This window comes from Bacillus cereus group sp. BfR-BA-01408 (genome assembly GCF_022663305.1).
GTDB lineage: Bacteria > Bacillota > Bacilli > Bacillales > Bacillaceae_G > Bacillus_A > Bacillus_A pacificus.
The window spans coordinates 17,871-37,815 of sequence record NZ_JAKUFF010000045.1 but is presented as its reverse complement, the minus strand read 5'-3'; the positions used below and the strand labels follow the sequence as shown (position 1 = coordinate 37,815).

Genomic DNA, 19,945 nt, shown 5'->3' with positions numbered 1-19,945 from the left:
CAGCGTTCATCCTGAGCCAGGATCAAACTCTCCAATAAAGTTAGTTTGTCTAGCATCTAAAATAAAAATTGACGTTTCACGTTGTTTGTTTCGTTCAGTTTTCAAAGAACTTGTCCATCGCTTCAGAAGCGACTTCATCATATTAACATCTTCATTTTTCAATGTCAACTAAGTTTTAAAATTTCTTTTTTATCGTTTTCTGCGTTTCCGCATCAGCGACGTTTATTAATATACCATCATGGTTTTTAAATAACAAGTGTTTTTTTATAAAAAAAACAAAAAAAATTATCTATCCTACTTTCTTCTATAGTAAAACCTTTTATTCTCTCTACTGAAAATAAGTATTTTGATTGTATACCAATACACTCTAATTAACCAAACTGCCTTTCATAATCCCTCCCACCTTTTCATTCTCTTCTACATTAAAGTCCACATTTAAAAAGAAAATAGCTTCGCCACTTCCTAATAATACGAACATGTTGATTTGTTGGCAGATAGCCCCACACCCACCGAATTCGAGGTGAGAATTTTATCGTCCGACCAACGGCGGGATAGATAACGAAATTCCAACGAAACATCAACTTAAGATTATTGTTAGAATTTTTTTACATTTAATTAATGAAAAATATCCATTTTTTGTTATATAGTAAGAAAGGACGTACTCAACTACAAATAACCCAATGGAGGAATTACTTTATGGATAGGTTAACGAAGTTTTCATTAAAAAACCGCGCCGCTGTTATCATCATGGTTTTTCTCATTTCCATACTCGGTGTTTATTCCGGCTCTAAATTACCTATGGAATTTTTACCTAGTATCGATAATCCCGCAGTCACCGTTACAACCTTATCTCCAGGACTCGACGCCGAAGCAATGACAAAAGAAGTAACCGCTCCCCTTGAAAAACAATTTCGCAACTTAGAACACATTGACAACATCACCTCTTCTACTCACGAAGGATTATCACGCATCGATATCGCGTATACATCCAAAGCAAATATGAAAGATGCCACACGTGAAGTTGAGAAGGCCCTTACTACAATTAAATTACCTAAAGATGCAACAAAACCGATAGTTAGCCAATTAAATACTTCTATGATTCCACTCGCTCAAATTGCAATCCAAAAGCAAAACGGATTTTCAAAAGCAGATGAAAAACAAATCGAAAAAGAAATCGTACCACAACTCGAAAGCATTGATGGTGTTGCCAACGTTATGTTTTTCGGAAAATCAACTTCTGAATTATCTATTATACTAGATCCAAACCAATTAAAAGATAAAAACGTAACACCGGAACAAATATTAAAAGTTTTACAAGGAAAAGAAACTTCCACTCCAGCTGGAGCTGTTACCGTTAATAAAGAAGAATATAACCTTCGTGTCATCGGAGATATAAAAAATGTAGATGACATTAAAAACATCACCGTTGCACCTCAAGTAAAATTGCAAGATGTTGCTCAAATTGAACTTAAACAACACTACGATACAATCTCACATATAAATGGCGAAGAAGGCACTGGATTAATCATCATGAAAGAGCCAAGTAAAAATGCAGTTGCAATCGGAAAAGAAATCGATAAAAAAATTAAAGATATAAGTAAACAATATAAAGATCAATTTTCTATTAAACTTTTAGCGTCAACTCATGAACAAGTTGAAAATGCTGTTACTAGCATGGGAAAAGAAGTAATCCTTGGAGCAATTGCTGCAACTCTAATTATCTTAATCTTTTTACGCAACTTCCGAACGACACTCATTGCTGTTGTCAGTATTCCATTATCTATTTTATTAACACTCTTTTTACTACACCAATCTAACATCACACTTAACACTCTAACACTTGGTGGTTTAGCCGTTGCAGTTGGACGTCTCGTCGATGATAGCATCGTTGTCATTGAGAATATTTTCCGACGTTTACAAAAAGAAGCTTTCTCTAAAGATATTATTCTCGATGCAACGAAAGAGGTCGCCGTCGCAATTACTTCTTCTACTTTAACAACGGTCGCTGTTTTTTTACCTATTGGCCTCGTATCAGGAGTAATCGGAAAATTAATGTTACCTATGGTATTAGCAGTCGTATATTCTATACTATCATCCTTAATCGTTGCACTAACAGTTGTTCCACTTATGGCTTTTTTACTACTCAAAAAAACAAAACACAAAAAGCCAAGTTCTTCACCACGATATGTCGCTACATTAAAGTGGGCTCTTTCGCATAAATTCATTATTCTACTTACTTCTTTTTTATTATTCGCAGGATCGATCGCCGCCTATGTATTACTACCGAAAGCGAATATAAAATCTGAAGACGACACAATGTTATCTATTAATATGACTTTCCCAGCTGATTACGCTCCTGAAACGCAAAAACAAAAAGCTTTTGATTTCGAAAAGAAGCTACTTTCTAATTCAGATGTAACGGATGTTATTTTACGAATGGGATCTAGCGCAGAAGATGCACAATGGGGGCAAACGACCAAAAATAATCTCGCAAGTATATTGGTAGTCTTTAAAAAAGGTTCTGATATTGATCAGTATATTAAAGAGTTAAAGAAAGAACATAAAACTTTTGAGCCCGCGGAACTTGATTATATAAAAATGAGTTATTCAAGCTCTGGCAGCGGCAATAATTTGCAATTCAACGTAACAGCCACTAACGAAACGAATTTAAAAGAGGCTGCTACTATCGTCGAAACAAAACTAAAGGATATGGATGATCTTTCTAAAGTAAAAACGAATTTAGAAGACTCTAAGAAAGAATGGCAAATCCATGTTGATCAAACAAAGGCCGAACAACTAGGATTAACACCAGAATTGGCAGCTCAACAAGTAGCATTCCTTATGAAGAAATCACCTATTGGTGAAGTTTCAATCAATAACGAAAAAACTACTATTATGATAGAACATAAAAAAGAAAGTATTACTAAACAAGAAGACATTTTAAACACAAACATACTATCACCTATTAATGGACCAATTCCTTTAAAAGACATTGCAACTATTTCAGAAAAGCAACTTCAAACAGAAGTTTTCCATAAAGATGGAAAAGAAACGATTCAAATTACCGCAGAAGCTTCAAATGAAGATTTAAGCAAGGTAAGCACTGAAGTGAACAAAGCGATAGCCGACTTAGATTTACCTAGCGGAGCAAAAGTAAATATCGCAGGCGCCACTGAATCTATGCAAGAGAACTTCACAGATTTATTCAAGATTATGGGGATTGCAATTGGGATTGTATATTTAATTATGGTTATTACCTTTGGGCAGGCACGTGCTCCTTTTGCAATCTTGTTCTCCTTGCCATTAGCTGCTGTCGGCGGTATTTTAGGATTAATCATTTCAGGAACACCAGTTGATGTAAATTCCTTAATCGGTGCATTAATGTTAATCGGGATTGTCGTTACAAACGCTATCGTATTAATAGAAAGAGTACAACAAAACCGGGAACATGGTATGGAAACGAGAGAAGCCTTACTCGAAGCAGGTTCCACTAGACTACGTCCAATTATTATGACAGCTATTACAACAATTGTTGCTATGCTCCCACTCCTATTTAGCCAATCACAAGCAGGAAGTATGGTATCAAAAAGCCTAGCCGTTGTTGTTATCGGTGGTTTGGCAGTCTCAACTGTTCTTACATTAGTAGTCGTTCCAGTTATGTATGAACTATTAGATAAAATCGGGAGAAAAAGACGCTCTCGTAGAAAAATAAGCACTTCTACAGAAACACCTGATATTTAAAAGAAAAGCGTTATCTTCATGAATGAAGATAACGCTTTTTCTCTACCTGCTCATATAATCCATCACTTTTTCCACATACCGCTCTAGCGGTTCACTAGAGTCCACAATAAGATATTCACTATGTAAAGGTCTTTTACTACCATTTAACCACTTTTTAAAAGCTACTTCGGAATCCACTCGACCAACCTGACTGACCATACGCTTACGTGTTTGCAGCCTATTATTAATCTCTTCCATATCATTAAGATAACATTCGATATATTTATATTTTACACCATGTTTATTAGACAGTTTCATTCCTTTTTCAACCATTCCTTCATATAGACATGGACTATCCAATATCACACTATGCCCTTGGTCTAAATAAGAATCAATCAATGCCCACTCAACATCGTATGATACTCCTCCAACAACCGCTGATTCAATCCCTTTCATTTCCAATGACTGTAACAACGCTGATTTCAAAACGTCATGATCTACAATTACAGCACCTGTTAACTTCGCTATATACTTAGAAACTGTCGATTTTCCCGATCCAGGAAATCCTGACATTTGCAGAAAAAACAAATTAAACCCACTCCCTCATTTTCATCTTCTTATCCTAATATTCGCGAGCAGCAAGACCCCACTAATTAAAGTTTCACTTTATTTATATAACGAATTACAAATTCAACAATCGCTATACCTTTTCCTTCTATATTAAAACTCAAAAAGAACCCCCTACTTATAAGTAGAGAGTTCCCCTTTACAGCTTATGCAGCTTTTACCTTCTTCGTCGTTTTACTTTTTCTTTTCGCTCCTGTAAAACGTTTGTGCAATATAGATGCTACTAATCGTGAAATAACATTGAATAGTAATACCATAATAATTAATACAGCTGCAGATTTTGTCGCAATTAACTTCGCATCTGGGATAATCCCTTCAGAATTTAACTTCCAAATGTGAACCGCTAACGTTTCAGCTGGTCTAAATGGATTTAAAGGATGAGCAGGACTTGAGAAGTCCGCTGCTGAATTTAAAATTGGAGATGTTAAACCCGCTGTGTAAATTAATGCTGCTGCTTCACCAAATATACGACCTGCCGCTAAAATAACACCTGTAATAATTTGCGGTAATGACGACGGGATAATAATACGAGTGATCGTTTGCCACTTTGTTGCACCTAACCCAAGGCTCGCCTCTTTCACATTAGCAGGAACTTCTGAAATCGCATTTTCACAAACACGTGTTAAACCTGGCAAGTTTAAAATCGTTAAAGCAAGGGCACCACCCATTACTGTGTATCCCCATCCTGTCATTGTAACGAACACTAACAAACCGAATAAACCAACAACAATAGAAGGTAAAGATGCCATTGTCTCGATACATAAACGAACAAAGTTTAAAAAACGTCCTTGTTTTGCATACTCTGCTAAATATATTCCAGCGCCTAATCCAAGTGGAATAGATATAATAAGCGTTATAACAAGCATATAGAATGAATTGAATAACTGCGGACCAATCCCACCACCAGCTCTTGTATTGCTTGGTTCTCCAAACAGGAAATTAGGATCCCAAAAACCCCATCCCTTTTGTAAAATCTCAAATACTAAGAACACTAGTAAAGCTACGACTAAAGCCGCAACCGCATAAAAGATACCTGTCCAAACTTTATTTACCGTCCTTGCATTCATTATTATCGCTCACCTCTTTGCCCAATTGCTCGAATAACTAAAATAAACAGGAATGAAATAACAAGTAAAATCATTGCTAAAGTCCATAGCGCATTGTTCCAAGCAGTTCCGTTTAATGTATTTGTCATATCCATTGTCAAAATACCAGTTAACGTTGCTGTCGGACTATATATTCCTTCTGGTAATTTAACCGTATTCCCAATTACCATTTGAACCGCTAACGCTTCACCAAAAGCACGCGCTAAACCTAAAACAACACCTGTTAAAATCCCTTTTTTCGCAGCAGGAACAATTACTCGGCTAATCGCTTGCCATTTCGTTGATCCTAAACCATAAGAAGCTTCTAAATAATCAAATGGAACAGAGCGTATTGCATCAGAAGCGATACTAGCAATAGTAGGTAAAATCATAATACTCAGGACAATAATACCTGCAATTAAACTAAACCCTACTCCCCCAAACGAATCACGTAATAGCGGTACTAAAATTGTAACCCCTAATAATCCGTATACAACCGAAGGAATACCAACTAATAATTCTAAAACAGGCTTCAATACTTTATTTCCAAACTTCGGCGAAATTAAATTCATGAATATAGCAAGAGCTATAGCAATTGGTGCACTAATAATAACCGCACCTAACGAAACCACCGTTGAACCTACAATGAAAATTACAGCCCCGAAAGTTCCCTCATCAGCATTTGGACTCCATTTTGTCGATGTTAACATCTCAGTAAACGAGATACCACTTTGCGTAAAAGATTGAATTCCTTTACCGCAAATAAACGCAATAATAGCTAATGTAACTAAAACAATAAAAATACCACAAAACGTAACAAGTGATCTTCCTATATATTCACTTTTCACGTAATTAATTTGTTTTTTCCCCTTCATCACAGGACAGACCCCACTTCATAAATTGAAATGAACAGGACTGGCCTTGCAGCCAGCCCCATAAATTTTATTACTTATTTAATTTAGACATTGGAATATAACCCATATCTTCTACTTGCTTTTCAAAATCTTTACCTTTTACATAGTCAATGTAAGCTTTTGTTGCTTCTTTCGCTTCACCTTTCGTTACCATGTACTCGTAAGACCAGAATGGATATTTACCAGACGCAATGTTTTCAACTTTTGGTTCAGCACCATCAATTTTCACTGTTTGTAGCGCACCTTTTTTCTCGCCAACCATGTAAGACATTGCTAAATAACTTACTGAACCTGGAGTAGAATTAATCGCTTGCTCTACTGCACCGTTAGAATCTTGTGTAGTACCAGTTCCGTCATTAATTTTCGCATCTTTCATAATTGTTTTTTCAAATGTAGCACGTGTACCAGAAGAAGCTGGACGGTTAATTACGTTGATTTTTTCATCTTTCCCGCCTACCTCTTTCCAGTTTGTTACTTTTCCAGTGAAGATATCTTGTACTTGTTGTACTGTTAAGTTATCAACTTTTACATCTTTATTTACGACAAGTGCGAATGCAATACCCGCCACCTTGTTATCTACTAATTCTTTCGCCTTATCAGCATCTTTTATTTTATCTGCAGATGGAACATCTGAGTTACCAATTTGGACCGCACCAGAAGCTACTTGGTTAATTCCAGTTCCACTACCGCCACCTTGCACTTGAATAGAAACGTTTGAATTTTTCTCCATAAATTTCTTTCCAGCTTCCTCTGCAAGAGGTTGAAGTGCTGTAGAGCCTGCAGCTGCTATCGTACCTGACAATTCTTGTTTTGCATTATCGCTTCCTTTAGCATCTTTACCTGATGTCTCTTCTGCTTTTCCACATCCCGCTAATGAACCCGCTACCACTAAAGCTGCTAAAGAAAATTTAATACCCTTTTTCATGACCATGTCTTGTACCCCCATTTGGATTATCACTTTTCACATTTATCTACTTCTTTCGAACACAAATTCATTGTAGGACAATAATATTATGTGAGTGTTAAGCAATTTTTAATTTTAAGTAAATGACGATAATAATCCTTAAAAACTAGGAATCCCAACATTTATAGTTAAAGAACCCAACAAAATCCACACTAATTAAGCTGTAATGTAAATTTACTCTTAACAATGTAAATTAAATGTAAATGTTTTTCGCTCTTTTTCCCTTTTAGTTAAAGTTACATTTACAATTCCGCTGTATTTTGTTACTTTTACACGCCTAATTTATGCACATTACACAGAATTTCAGTAATATTTTTTAGTACAACTAAATAAATTGGAACAATTCTAAAAATAAATGAATATTTTTAAAGTACCAATTGACAGCATCATCCAATGTAGTCTACTATATTACTAACAAAAAGTTTACCTAAGGAAACTTTTTAAACTTAAACTAACAATATAGAGATGAGGTAACTTTTATGGTATCGGCTAATATAAAACCACTTTCCGAATTTAAGACAGGAGAGTTTGTACAAATTGAGAAGATACAATTAGAAGGAACTATGAAACGACGTTTATTAGATTTAGGATTTATCCCTGGGGCAACAATTAAAGTATTACAACGCAGTCCACTTGGAGATCCGGTCGCTTATCAAGTAAGCAACACCACTATTGCACTACGTAAGGAAGAAAGCTCCCTTATTTTCGGGATATTAATAGGAGATGATTTCAGATGAGCAAACATCGCATTGCTTTAGCCGGCAACCCGAATACCGGGAAAAGTACATTATTTAATACTTTAACAGGCTTAAAACAACATACTGGAAACTGGACAGGAAAAACTGTTTTAAAAGCTGAAGGGGAATATGAACATAACGGTAGTAAATATACATTAATAGATTTACCTGGAACTTACTCACTATATTCAAATTCTGCAGATGAAGAAGTAGCAAGGGATTATATTATATTTGAAAAACCAGAAGTAACTGTAGTTGTTGTCGATGCAACTGCTATGGAGCGAAATTTAAATTTAGCACTCCAAGTGATGGAAATGACGAGCAACGTAGTCATTTGTATTAACTTAATTGATGAAGCTGAGAAAAAAGGCATCGTTATTGATGAAAAGAAATTAGCAAAATCACTCGGTGTACCTGTAGTTAAAATTTCCGCTCGTAACCGAGTAGGCATCGGTCATTTACTAAATGTTATTGCCAAAGTAGCAAATAAAAAGCTAATTCCAACACCAATTAAAATTTCTTACAGCGAAAAAATCGAGAATATGATTCAGGAATTAGAACCACAAATTTATAAAGTGTTCGGTGATACGTATCCAGCACGCTGGATTGCGTTACGTATATTAGATGGCGATAAAAATTTCTTAACTACACTTCAAAAACACCATAATGAACCACTTGTAAGGGAGGTCGTAATGAATGGAATCTCACTCAGCCAGTAAAGCTCTTCCATTAGACTATATTATTCAACATGCACAAGCACTATCAAAAGAGGATATACGAGATGATATTGTCGGAGATATTTACCGAACATCTGCAAGCATATGTAAAGAATCTGTTCAATATACAAATACGGATAAATTGTATCGTTCTGAAAAACTAGATAAAATTTTCACATCTCCAATCTGGGGATTCCCAATTATGCTTGGTATTTTATCTATCATTTTTTATCTTACAATTGCAGGGGCTAACGTACCATCTGATATGATTGCTGAGTTCTTCGGATGGGCCGAAGGATATTTAACATCTTGGTTTCAAGCAGCACATGCACCTGAATGGCTACATGGCATTTTAATACTTGGTTTATTCCGTGGTATCGGTGCTGTTATTAGCGTTATGTTACCACCTATGGCCATCTTTTTCCCTATGTTTGCACTATTAGAAAACTACGGATACTTACCACGAGTTGCGTTTAATATGGACCGCTTATTCAAACGCTCTGGTGCACATGGTAAACAATCTTTAACAATGGCAATGGGCTTTGGTTGTAATGCAGCAGCCATTATGTCAACACGTATTATTGAATCACCACGTGAACGTATGCTTGCAATCTTAACAAACAACTTCGTTCCTTGTAACGGTCGCTGGCCTATGTTAATTTTAATGGCTTCATTATTTATGGCTGCCGGTTATACAGGTAGTATGCAAACATTGGTTACTGCTGGAGTTGTAGTTGGAATGGTTGTAATTGGTATCGTTATGACATTAACCGTTTCTTGGGTCCTATCAAAAACAGCTTTAAAAGGCGTTCCAACTCACTACACACTCGAGTTACCGCCATACCGTAAGCCAAAGGTTTGGAATACAATTGTGCGTGCAACACTCGATAAATCCGTCTATGTTTTAAAACGAGCTGTTGTTGTAGCTGCTCCTGCGGCTGCATTAACTTGGTTACTTGCTAATATTTTCATCGGTGACACAAGCCTACTTATGTATTTTGTAAACTTCCTAGATCCATTCGCTAAAATGTTAGGACTTGACGGATTTATTCTAGCTGCGTTCATTCTTGGACTACCAGCGAACGAAATTGTTATCCCGATTTTATTAATGTCTTACTTATCAACCGGAGCTTTAACTGAAATAGATGATTTTAATCAAATTAAAAATCTATTCTTAGAAAATGGTTGGACTTGGTTAACGGCGTTAAACACAATGTTGTTCTCACTTCTTCATTTCCCATGTGGAACGACACTGGTTAACATATATAAAGAAACAAAAAGTGCAAAATGGACATTCTTATCGTTTGCAATCCCTACCGTTATCGCTATTGTTGTGACATTCCTCTCTACACAATTGGTACATTGGTTAGGGCTTGTATAAAAACAAAGCATACATAGAAGGTATCCCCCTTCACATATGCTTTGTGCGAAAGAAACCTGAAATTATTCAGGTTTCTTTTTTTGCACATCATTATTCCAAGGCTGCGCTCCATACGTTGTAATTTTTTTATGAATGTAGTATATAGCTCCCGGAAGAACTGCCATTAATATTGTGCAACTAATCCCTAATCCAGTAAACACCTTCCATCACCTTACTTCACTTTCTTTGGTAATGCTGAACCTGAATGTTCAATTGTTGGATCAACGTGAACATTAATTTCAGCATTACTAAAATAATTCTGGCCTTGATCCCAATTCTTACTAATTTTCTTCCACTCTTTATAATTATGCCTCTTATATACCTCTCCTAATTCCAATACGTCTACCTTATATTTTTTTTGAACAAGCTGTATAGACTTTTCAATACGCTTCTTCATTTCCTTTGAAATTTCTTTCTTTAAAAGCTTTTCATTCATCACTTGTTTCGGTTCATTAAAATGTAACTCAGCTAATATGCCTTCTGTGGACAAATGAATATCAAACTTCGGTTTTGTAGCATTTTCAGTAGACACTTGGATCTTTCGGCGCAACTTATGAATTTCATATGTAATGAGCTGATTCTTTTTACGAACAGTAAAGAAACCTCCAATTTTCTTACCTATTACATAGTTCATTCCTAATGTTTGTTCTCCACTCAAAGTTCCAACGCACTTATTATCCTTTCCACGGATTAATGCGGCTCCTTCCATTTGTACGCCTTGTTTAGTTAACCCTAAAAGAGGTAATGCAAAACTTCGATCTGCGATCATTTTCCCTTGTACTTCACCAATTCTCGCTGCCTCAATCATTTGAGCATTTTTCGGAGGATGTTCAGCTAACATATCAATGTACTGCGCCGGTAAGTTTTCAGGTTTTGCACTCTGTTTTAAAATAGATTCTGCATTTTTCTTGGAAACGAACAAACGAATATTTCTTCTCATTTCATGATCACGAAAATATACATCTAACGTATTTTGCAAAACATACGGATTTGCTAGTAATTCATCCGAAAAAATAATGACTTGTATATGCGGAAAAAATAATGTTCGACTAATTTTTTTAGCAATTATTCTTATTTGCTCAAAGACGCTATCTGCTTTCGCACTTACGTTAATATAATTTTCACTATCTCCATCGCCCTGTCCACTTTGTTGTGCTAACTTACTGGGAAGTACCATCTGATACGTCCCTTTCATAATCGGATTTGATTTCTTTTTCTTCACAATATCGTAAGCTGCGCCTACTACAAATCCTCTTTCTTCTATTTCTTCTAGTTCAGAGCACCCACTTATAGATCCAGCTAAAACCATAACCATTATAATTTTAAGAAGGTGTTTCATTTCTACCATTCCTTCTTTTTATTTTATATACAATAAAAACTAGCAAAGGAGCTAATACGACAAACCCCATATCTATCCACGCTAAATACGTTCCGTAACTTGATAACGTATTTAAATTACCCGGGAGCATATTCAGCATAAAAATTAGAGGCGCGCTTCCGAAAATAAAAATATGTTTCTTCACTTTCGGAAACATAGCACAAAACAATAGAGATGCGACGTCATAATACATGGCTGTAGTGTTATAAATAGTAATAATCCAAGTCGTAAAAAAAATTGCATCGAACCTTTCTAAAAAGCCTCCACCAATTTCAATTTCTTTCCCTAATTCAATTGTTGGGTATGTCAATCCACGAGTTGTCATATACGTAAAAACACTAATACACGTTACATAAATTAAAATGTATGAGAGCACATTTACTATCACTGCTTTCGCAACTGCCATTGGTGCCTTTTTCGCTGTCTTATCATTCAACAACACAGCATAAAACAGAGCTACCTCAAATCCAATAAATGTGAATATAGAATTTTTAACCCCAACAGCGTATTGACTTACTTCCGTTTGGAAAGCTGGAAACAAATTGTTTATTTCCATTAAATTTATATTTAATAAAGAAAGAAGCACTATTGCAATTAAAACAATAGGTAAGAACATAACATTTAATCGTAACAAAGCTGCTCTCGATCCTGCTATTCCATAGATAACAACCAATAAGAAGAAAAAAGATAGTAGCTGTACTGGTGTCTCACTAAATAAATACGTTTGCGAAATAATTGCAATCATTCGTGATTCATATGCTGTCAAAGCAGCAAACGTTAATACTAAAACCATACTAATCGTGTATGCTACCGGCTTTGTCAAATGCGCACTCGTATATTGAACAAAGTTTTGTTTTGGAAATAAAATAGCCACCCTTGTTACAAACCAGCCTAAAACTGCACATATCAATCCACCCAAAAGCAAAATAATCCAACCATCTGAAAATAAAGTTTGGTTAGCAATATCCCTTGGCATAGATAATGCGCCTATACCAATAATGGTCGATGATACCGCAAACCCAATTTCCCGAGATCCAATTTCTTCATCGCCATACTCAAATGGTTTCAATTATTCTCGCTCCTTTGGACGTACTGTAGAATCTTTTGTTTGTAAATATTCCGGTCTCTCTTTCAACATTGATTTTGGCATGCGAATAAACTCTTCTTTCCAATCTTTATAAAATGCAGGAGCAATTGGAGTCGTATACGGTACACCAACACTTGTTAAATTTGTAATATGAATAGCAAGCGCAATAAGAGCTAGAATGATTCCATACAACCCAAAAGCAGTTGCTGCTAATACAAAGACGAAAAGTAAAATTCGAAACGTAATTGTGATGCTATACACTGGAAGTGAAAATGTAGCAATAGCTGTAACCGCAATAATAATAACTAAAAACGGATTTACAATTCCTGCGTTCACCGCTGCTTCTCCGATTACAAGACCACCTACAATCCCAATTGTTTGTCCCATCGGTTTCGGTAACCTAATTCCCGCTTCTCGTATTAATTCCATCGTTAATGCCATCATTAACGTTTCAATATAGGCAGGAAACGGAACACCTTCTCTTGCCCCGGCAATCGAATAAGCCAATTTAGAAGGAATAAGTCCTTGGTGATATGAGACGAGCGCTACATACATCGCTGGCATTAAAATTGCAACTATACCAGAACCCATTCGCAAAATTCTTAATAAAGTCCCTATTACCCAACGCTCATAATGATCTTCCACAGATTGAAAAATATCAACAAATACTAGCGGAGCTATAAGGGCAAACGGTGATCCATCCACCAAAATAGCTGCCTTTCCTTTCGCTAATGAGGCCACAATATTATCAGGCCTTTCCGTATTCAAAAACTGCGGAAACGGCGACAAATTATTATCTTGAATTAATTGCTCAATTGTACCCGTCTCAAAAACGACATCTGTCACTATGGATTGAAGACGCCGATCTAGCTCTTCTACAATGTAAGGATTAATAATGTCTTCTATATATACTAAAGTCACTTCTTTTTGGGATCTCTTCCCCATAATATAAGATTGAAATCTCAGCTTTGGGTCACGTAAACTACGGCGAATTAACATTTTATTCACGTTAATATCTTCATTTAATCCAATCCTCGGTCCACGTATTAAATCTTCTGTTACTGGCGGTTCTAAACTTCTTTTTTCCCAAGCTCTACTATTAATCACGATAGCTGTTTGAATATTATCAATTAATATAACTGTATCTCCCGCTAAAATCGCATTTATAATATCCGGAAATGTTGTCTTCTTACCGACTTCCGCAATAGAAATAAAACGATCCAATAACGTTTGAACGATAGCTGCTTCTTTTTGTACTTCTTCATATTGAAGTGTACGAACTACATATTTATAAACATTATCCTTATCTGTTAACCCACACAGAAAAATAACAGCACAACGTGTAAAACTGCCAGCAAGGGCAACTTCCCTAATTGTTAAATCATTCGGTGAACCTAACTCATCCCTAATTTTTTTCATAACTTCAAATAAGTTACCTTTTAGCTCTAACAAGTCCCCCACCTAACTTCCTTTTCAACAAGTTTTTAGTTAGATTCCGCTAATCGAAGAAAATATATACAAAAAAGAGCTATCTCTTTTCAAAGATAGCTCTAGCATAAGAATTACTTTTCTACTATTATATTGTCTGTCTTTATAGACACATTTTTCGTGAACCCACTAACGATAAACATCACAATCATATTCATTAACAACGCGACTATACCTACATTTAAATCTTTTATATATTGAGGGAAACTCGGAAACATCGTAGCTATAGTTGAACCCGATAAAGTAATATACGCAACCACTAACAACCCAATCCCCATCCCCGCAATCACTCCTTGCTTCGTAATAACCTGACGTGGAAACAGACTACATACAAGTGCAGGGAAAAGCTGTGTCACTATACTATATCCCATTAAAAGAAGTGCTCCTATCGTTTCTCCACCTTTAAAAGTAAACAAAACAGCTACAAGCGTTACTACAGGAACAAATAATTTCGCTGTTTTTGCCACTTGTCGATCCGAAGCAGATGGGACCATTGTTCGGTAAATATTTTTCGCTAATAATGTAGAAGCGGCCATGACAAGCATAGAACCTGGAACTAATGCCGTTAAAACTCCGGCACTACCAATAATCCCAATAAACCAAGGATCAAAAGTTTGAAGAGCCAGACGGAATAACGAAAGGTCTACATCCCCTCCCTTTAATCCTGGAACTTGTAAGATAGCTGCAAACCCTGCAAAGAACACGAAAAGTAAAACTAAAGAATACAGTGGCATAATGGCCGCATTTTTACGAAATACTTTTTCATTTTTTGCAGAGAAAGCAGAGGCGAATGTATGGGGCCACATATAGAAACCGAGAGCTGTTAATACAATAGTAGAAACAAACCAAGAAATGCTCATTCCTTCATCAGGTAAAGATAAAAACCCTGGTTTTGCTGCTTCTACAGCTTCAAACATCGGCTGAAATCCTCCGTAATAATGGTGCGGTAAATATATACCTAAAAACATAACGATAAATAGGATCATAATATCCTTCAAAGCGGCCGTCCAAGCAGAGCCGTGTATACCTGAAACCATTACATATATCGTTATAACAATTGCGCCAATCCACACTGCTATAACTGGCGATACCCTTCCGTAAGACGCTTCCGAAACGATAATTCCTAATCCTTTTAACTGTAAAACAAGGTATGGGATAATCGAAATAACCCCAATGATAGAAACGATAAGGCCAAGTGCCTGACTCTTATATTTCTTCACAAAAAAATCTGGCTGTGAAACTAGATTATGCTCTTTTGCATACTTCCAAACTGGTGGTAATAAAAAATAAGATAAAATATAAGCTAATGCACCATAACCTAAAATATAAAAAGTAGGTGCTCCTTTACTATACGCCCATCCACTTCCACCTAAAAATGTGAATGTCGTATAAATTTCACCCGCCATAAGAAGAAAAACAAAAATAGTACCAAAGCCCCTTCCTCCAACTGACCATTGCTCTAAATTCATATCTTTTCCATGTTGTGCCCGAATTCCTAAAAATAGTGCGAGAAACAAAAATAAAATAATGATAAGTAATGCGGTCATTTTACATCCCCCTTATTAGCAGGATCAAATACGTACACAATCCCCATACAAAGAGATGTAATAAGCACTGATAATAATATCCAAAATAATAAAAATGGCATCCCTAATATGTAAGGAGTAACTGAATTAGCAAATACGGGTCCAACAACTAAACAAAAAACTGGAATAAGCGCTAATACGTGTATTTTCTTCATCTCATTCTCCTTTACTTATGAAATTCATAATCGATGATACAAAGACTTGCACACCAATCGGTAATGCATCTTCATCAATCGTAAAACGAGGGTGATGATGAGGATATATAATTCCTTTCTCTTTATTTCCTGCACCGATAAAAAAGAATGTACCTGGTGCTTTTTGTAAAAACGCTGAAAAATCTTCTCCAGCCATCGTCGGCTGTAAACGAGTAACTCGTTCCCTTCCATAAAGCTGTAATGCTGTTTGCTCAATAATCTCTGTAACTTCATAATCATTTACGACTGGACGATATCCATATTCATACGAAAACGTATATTTCGCTCCGTAAGCTTCCGTCACATGCTTTACAATCTGTTCAATTCTTTTCTCTGTTTCTTCTCGCAACTCATGTCTTAAACTCCGCACTGTCCCTTCAATCTCCGCTTGCTCTGGAATCACATTATGAGTTGTCCCAGCGTGAAATTGCGTAACAGATACTACAAGAGAATCTAACGGATTCGTGAGCCGAGATACAATTTGCTGAAGTTGCGAAACCACTTGTGTACCGATTGAAATACTATCAACTGTTTCATGAGGGATTCCAGCATGGCCACCTTTTCCTTCTATTATAATTTTAAAAACATCTGGAGCAGCCATTGCGGGACCATAAATTACACCTACTTTTCCAACCTCTAACGATGCCCAAAGGTGAGCACCAATAATATAATTGACCCCTTCCATTACACCCGCTGCAACCATTTCCTCTGCACCACCAGGAAAATTTTCTTCAGCATGTTGGAATAGAAAACGAATCTCCCCTTTAATCTTCTCTCTTGCTTCTACTAACTTATGTACAACTCCAAGTAATATCGCTATATGTCCATCATGGCCACATGCATGCATTACACCCGGATATGTAGAAATAAAGTCAAACTCATTTTCTTCATGAATAGGAAGAGCATCCATGTCAGCTCGAACCGCAACTATTTTACCAGGCTGCTTTCCAATCAACCTTGCCATTACACTATATTTAGTAGGTCTTGATACTTCTAAACATGGAATTTCCCGAAGTATATCGAATACAAACTGCGATGTTTTCTCTTCTTGAAAAGATAACTCTGGATACTTATGAAAATGCCTTCTCCACTCAACCAACTGATCCTTTGACAAAACAAGTTCTTTTGCAACATCCATTTCTCTTCTCCCCTTCTTCACCAAGTTAAATGTTATTATAACGTGAATTGTTAACTTTTAAAAGAATCTTCTGAATTTTCTATCATGGTTACTTAAAAATAAAAAGCCATCAAAAGATGGCTTTTTCATTATTATAAAATAGTAATTGCTTGTTTCCCCATTTGCTCCCACGCTTTCTCAAACTCTGCTCGTGGAACAGCGAAACGTGGATTATTTTTTAGTGGATCATTTACATATACAAAGTTTTGATCGTATCCAACTACTACTACACTATGCTCAAAATATGTAATTTTCACTTCACCAGAACTTGTATTCCATGTTTCAAAACTACTTTCAGCTAGCGGCTGAAACGTTGTATTAATAATAACCCATACTGGAGAACCAGAACTAATTACTTTATATAGATCTTTCACGTCTCTATCTGTTAAATTAATTACTTTTTCAGAAACATATTTTTCTGCTAAATTAAAGATTGGTTTATTGTATACACCATATCCTGGTTCAGCTTTCGTATAAATATTTCCAACAAACCCCTCATAAGGATTTCCGCGCAAACCATTTTGTTCAAATGGAACTCGATGAATTTCACTAGCAAGTTGCATCTTATCTACTTGTACACCTTTATATTGTAGCAACATAGCTAAGCTTGTCACTTCACATCCACGAGGTAATTCTGGTAACTGCTTTATAAACGGAACATTTTCAATCATAGCCGCTTCTTTCATTTCAGATAGAAAGTCTAAGCGTAGCACTTGTGCCTTTTGTATAATCTTATCTTTCCCTATAAAAAACGCTGCAGCAAATATAATTCCAAAAACAAAAAGATATTTTAACTTTTTCATTTTAAACAAAACTCCATTAATTATTATTTTACAGACATACCTCCTACCATTGTACCTTTCTTCTTGCTAGTTTGCTAGAAAGATTCTGTGAATTATTGTTCACAACTACATCGTTATAAAATTCTAATTATTTTTAATAAAAAGAAAAAACAATATACTTTTCTGATTTTTTTTGCTAAAATCGAAATAATTAACATGGTGAAGATATCACCTTGTTAATAAAAACATTCTTAGGGTATTTAGTCATAGTTCGTTTTTTACATACTCCATTCATTTCATAGTAAATAAACCGAGTATGTGTCATATCCCCCACTAATGATTAAAAACTCAGAATGAAAACCAGTTAACACATATAAAAATAACGGGGTGAGGGGCATATGAATCAACAAGTAGAACAAACAGATTTAAAACGTACAATGAAAAGTAGACACCTATTTATGATTGCACTTGGTGGTGTTATCGGAACTGGCCTATTTATGGGATCTGGTCAAATCGTCCATAACGCCGGCCCTGGTGGTGCTATTCTTGCATTTTTAGTTGGTGGATTTGTTATGTATTTAACGATGTTATGTCTTGGTGAATTATCTGTTGCTATGCCAGAAGCAGGTTCATTCCAAAGCTATGCAAGCAAATTTATTTCACCTGGTTTTGGTTTTGTTGTCGGTTGGATGTATTGGTTAAATTGGGCTGTTACAGTTGGAGTAGAGTTAACAACTGTAAGTATTTTAATGAAACGCTGGTTTCCAGATGTTTCTTCGTGGATTTGGTGTGTTACATTTGCAGCAGCACTCTTTCTTGTAAACGCTCTATCAGCAAAAGCATATGCAGAAGCAGAATTTTGGTTCGCTAGTGTAAAAGTCGCAACCATCGTTATTTTCATCGTACTCGGTGGTGCAGTTATGTTCGGTCTACTAGACTTTAACGGAAAACCAGCTCCAATGCTTCACAATTTCACTGAAAATGGCGGATTATTTCCGAATGGTGCATTGGCTGTTCTTCTTACGATGATTACAGTGAATTATTCTTTCCAAGGAACAGAATTAATCGGAATCGCTTCAGGAGAAAGTGAGAATCCTGAAAAAACAATTCCAAAAGCAATCAAAAATACCATTTGGCGAACGCTATTCTTCTTCGTCCTAGCCATATCAGTTGTTGTAGGTTTACTCCCGTGGCAAGAGGCTAATCTAGTCGAAAGTCCATTTGTACTTGTATTTGATGTAGCTGGTATTCCATATGCTGCAGACATTATGAACTTTGTTATTATTACAGCTGTATTATCCGTAGCCAATTCTGGTCTATACGCAAATTCACGTATGCTTTGGGCGATGGCAAAACAAGGAATGGCAAGTCCAGCATTTACGAAGTTAACGAAAAAAGGTGTACCATTAAACGCATTGATTTTCAGTCTAATCTTTGCAAGTCTATCCCTATTAACAAGTATATTTGCAGCAGATACTGTCTTTTTAGTTTTAACATCTATCGCAGCAATGGCTGCCGTTGTCGTTTGGATGTCAATTGCGGCTTCACAGTTTTTCTTCCGTAGAAACTTCGTGAAAAACGGTGGTGACATCAATGATTTAAAATATCGCACACCACTTTATCCGCTCGTTCCAATCGTAGCATTCTCACTCAATTTCATTACATTTGTAAGTTTAGCTTTCATTCCAGATCAGAGAATCGCTCTTTATTGCGGTATTCCATTTATGGTTATTTGTTACATTTTATATCAAGTGAAATATAAAAAAATTGTCACATTTGAACAACAAATAAGTCTAAAAAAAGAAGTAAACTAAATATACAAAATATTCAGCTATCTTTCTTATCATAAGATAGCTTTTTTCTATTTCTTGGGTATCCTGGTATAACTTTATTTATCTTAAAATTTTCACAATCGCATTTTTCTCTGGAAAATAGTTTACAATGTAATCAAGTTACAAATGATATTCACCTTAAAAAGTGTGCATTTGTGTCTATTTTTTAACAATATCTCAAAAACTATTGCCTTCTATAAATTAATAGGTTTATATTGTTTTATTGGCATAGTTTCAA

Annotated in this window: 18 protein-coding genes; 5 read left to right on the top strand and 13 right to left on the bottom strand. The window is 35.8% G+C overall.

The window, feature by feature from the left end:
- Positions 1 to 6: 6 nt before the first annotated feature.
- Entirely contained in the window at positions 7 to 141 is a 135-nt protein-coding gene (locus tag MR083_RS27850; RefSeq protein WP_254916515.1) for a hypothetical protein, read from the bottom strand.
- A gap of 555 nt (positions 142 to 696) precedes the next feature.
- On the opposite strand from MR083_RS27850, the gene MR083_RS17725 reads away from it, so the two are divergent.
- Complete coding sequence (locus MR083_RS17725; protein ID WP_000375570.1) at positions 697 to 3,741, top strand: efflux RND transporter permease subunit; 3,045 nt, start codon at positions 697 to 699, stop codon at positions 3,739 to 3,741.
- 42 nt (positions 3,742 to 3,783) lie between these two features.
- On the opposite strand, the gene MR083_RS17720 is transcribed toward MR083_RS17725, so the two are convergent.
- The 4 genes from MR083_RS17720 to MR083_RS17705 all read right to left on the bottom strand — a co-directional run bounded on the left by MR083_RS17720 (position 3,784) and on the right by MR083_RS17705 (position 7,277).
- Positions 3,784 to 4,308, bottom strand: a complete 525-nt coding sequence (locus tag MR083_RS17720) for a P-loop nucleotide/nucleoside kinase family protein (RefSeq protein WP_000465760.1) — start codon at positions 4,306 to 4,308, stop codon at positions 3,784 to 3,786.
- Between the two features lie 185 nt (positions 4,309 to 4,493).
- Positions 4,494 to 5,414 carry a phosphate ABC transporter permease PstA gene (gene pstA, locus MR083_RS17715; RefSeq protein WP_000994138.1) on the bottom strand — a complete coding sequence of 307 codons (921 nt, stop codon included), beginning with the start codon at positions 5,412 to 5,414 and terminating at the stop codon, positions 4,494 to 4,496.
- 2 nt (positions 5,415 to 5,416) lie between these two features.
- Complete coding sequence (pstC, locus tag MR083_RS17710; RefSeq protein ID WP_011040013.1) at positions 5,417 to 6,307, bottom strand: phosphate ABC transporter permease subunit PstC; 891 nt, start codon at positions 6,305 to 6,307, stop codon at positions 5,417 to 5,419.
- Between the two features lie 70 nt (positions 6,308 to 6,377).
- Complete coding sequence (locus MR083_RS17705; RefSeq protein WP_000245115.1) at positions 6,378 to 7,277, bottom strand: phosphate ABC transporter substrate-binding protein PstS; 900 nt, start codon at positions 7,275 to 7,277, stop codon at positions 6,378 to 6,380.
- A 512-nt stretch (positions 7,278 to 7,789) separates the two neighbouring features.
- On the opposite strand from MR083_RS17705, the gene MR083_RS17700 reads away from it, so the two are divergent.
- From MR083_RS17700 to MR083_RS17690, 3 genes are read left to right on the top strand one after another with little or no spacing between them, the layout of a single operon-like run.
- Positions 7,790 to 8,047 (top strand): FeoA family protein, encoded by a 258-nt coding sequence (locus MR083_RS17700; protein ID WP_000252983.1) that lies wholly within the window; start codon positions 7,790 to 7,792, stop codon positions 8,045 to 8,047.
- Complete coding sequence (locus tag MR083_RS17695) at positions 8,044 to 8,766, top strand: FeoB small GTPase domain-containing protein (RefSeq protein ID WP_000033861.1); 723 nt, start codon at positions 8,044 to 8,046, stop codon at positions 8,764 to 8,766. The genes MR083_RS17700 and MR083_RS17695 overlap by 4 nt, the downstream gene beginning before the upstream one ends.
- Positions 8,744 to 10,144: a nucleoside recognition domain-containing protein gene (locus tag MR083_RS17690; protein WP_000443586.1), complete on the top strand. Its 1,401-nt coding sequence runs from the start codon at positions 8,744 to 8,746 to the stop codon at positions 10,142 to 10,144. The genes MR083_RS17695 and MR083_RS17690 overlap by 23 nt, the downstream gene beginning before the upstream one ends.
- A gap of 62 nt (positions 10,145 to 10,206) precedes the next feature.
- Here the strand turns inward: MR083_RS17690 and MR083_RS17685 are convergent, their stop codons facing one another.
- The 8 genes from MR083_RS17685 to MR083_RS17650 form a co-directional block, all read right to left on the bottom strand.
- Positions 10,207 to 10,344 (bottom strand): hypothetical protein, encoded by a 138-nt coding sequence (locus tag MR083_RS17685; RefSeq protein ID WP_000493992.1) that lies wholly within the window; start codon positions 10,342 to 10,344, stop codon positions 10,207 to 10,209.
- An 11-nt stretch (positions 10,345 to 10,355) separates the two neighbouring features.
- Positions 10,356 to 11,522, bottom strand: coding sequence for a spore germination protein GerLC (gerLC, locus tag MR083_RS17680; protein ID WP_242269665.1), 1,167 nt, complete (start codon positions 11,520 to 11,522; stop codon positions 10,356 to 10,358).
- Entirely contained in the window at positions 11,506 to 12,630 is a 1,125-nt protein-coding gene (gene gerLB / locus MR083_RS17675; RefSeq protein WP_000801997.1) for a spore germination protein GerLB, read from the bottom strand. Before gerLB ends, gerLC begins: the two co-directional genes overlap by 17 nt.
- Positions 12,631 to 14,109 carry a spore germination protein GerLA gene (gerLA, locus tag MR083_RS17670; RefSeq protein ID WP_242269664.1) on the bottom strand — a complete coding sequence of 493 codons (1,479 nt, stop codon included), beginning with the start codon at positions 14,107 to 14,109 and terminating at the stop codon, positions 12,631 to 12,633.
- Between the two features lie 101 nt (positions 14,110 to 14,210).
- Positions 14,211 to 15,683, bottom strand: coding sequence for a sodium:solute symporter family protein (locus MR083_RS17665; protein WP_242269663.1), 1,473 nt, complete (start codon positions 15,681 to 15,683; stop codon positions 14,211 to 14,213).
- Positions 15,680 to 15,877: a DUF3311 domain-containing protein gene (locus tag MR083_RS17660; RefSeq protein WP_000719858.1), complete on the bottom strand. Its 198-nt coding sequence runs from the start codon at positions 15,875 to 15,877 to the stop codon at positions 15,680 to 15,682. The genes MR083_RS17665 and MR083_RS17660 overlap by 4 nt, the downstream gene beginning before the upstream one ends.
- Position 15,878: 1 nt before the next feature.
- The gene (locus MR083_RS17655; RefSeq protein ID WP_242269662.1) at positions 15,879 to 17,054 is read right to left on the bottom strand and encodes an amidohydrolase; all 1,176 of its coding nucleotides are present in this window, start codon (positions 17,052 to 17,054) and stop codon (positions 15,879 to 15,881) included.
- Between the two features lie 131 nt (positions 17,055 to 17,185).
- On the bottom strand, positions 17,186 to 17,896 hold the full coding sequence (locus MR083_RS17650) for a C39 family peptidase (RefSeq protein WP_000734471.1): 711 nt from the start codon (positions 17,894 to 17,896) through the stop codon (positions 17,186 to 17,188).
- Between the two features lie 377 nt (positions 17,897 to 18,273).
- Here MR083_RS17650 and MR083_RS17645 point away from each other — a divergent pair, with 377 nt between their 5' ends.
- Positions 18,274 to 19,689 (top strand): amino acid permease, encoded by a 1,416-nt coding sequence (locus tag MR083_RS17645; protein ID WP_001076070.1) that lies wholly within the window; start codon positions 18,274 to 18,276, stop codon positions 19,687 to 19,689.
- The last annotated feature ends 256 nt before the right edge of the window (positions 19,690 to 19,945 follow it).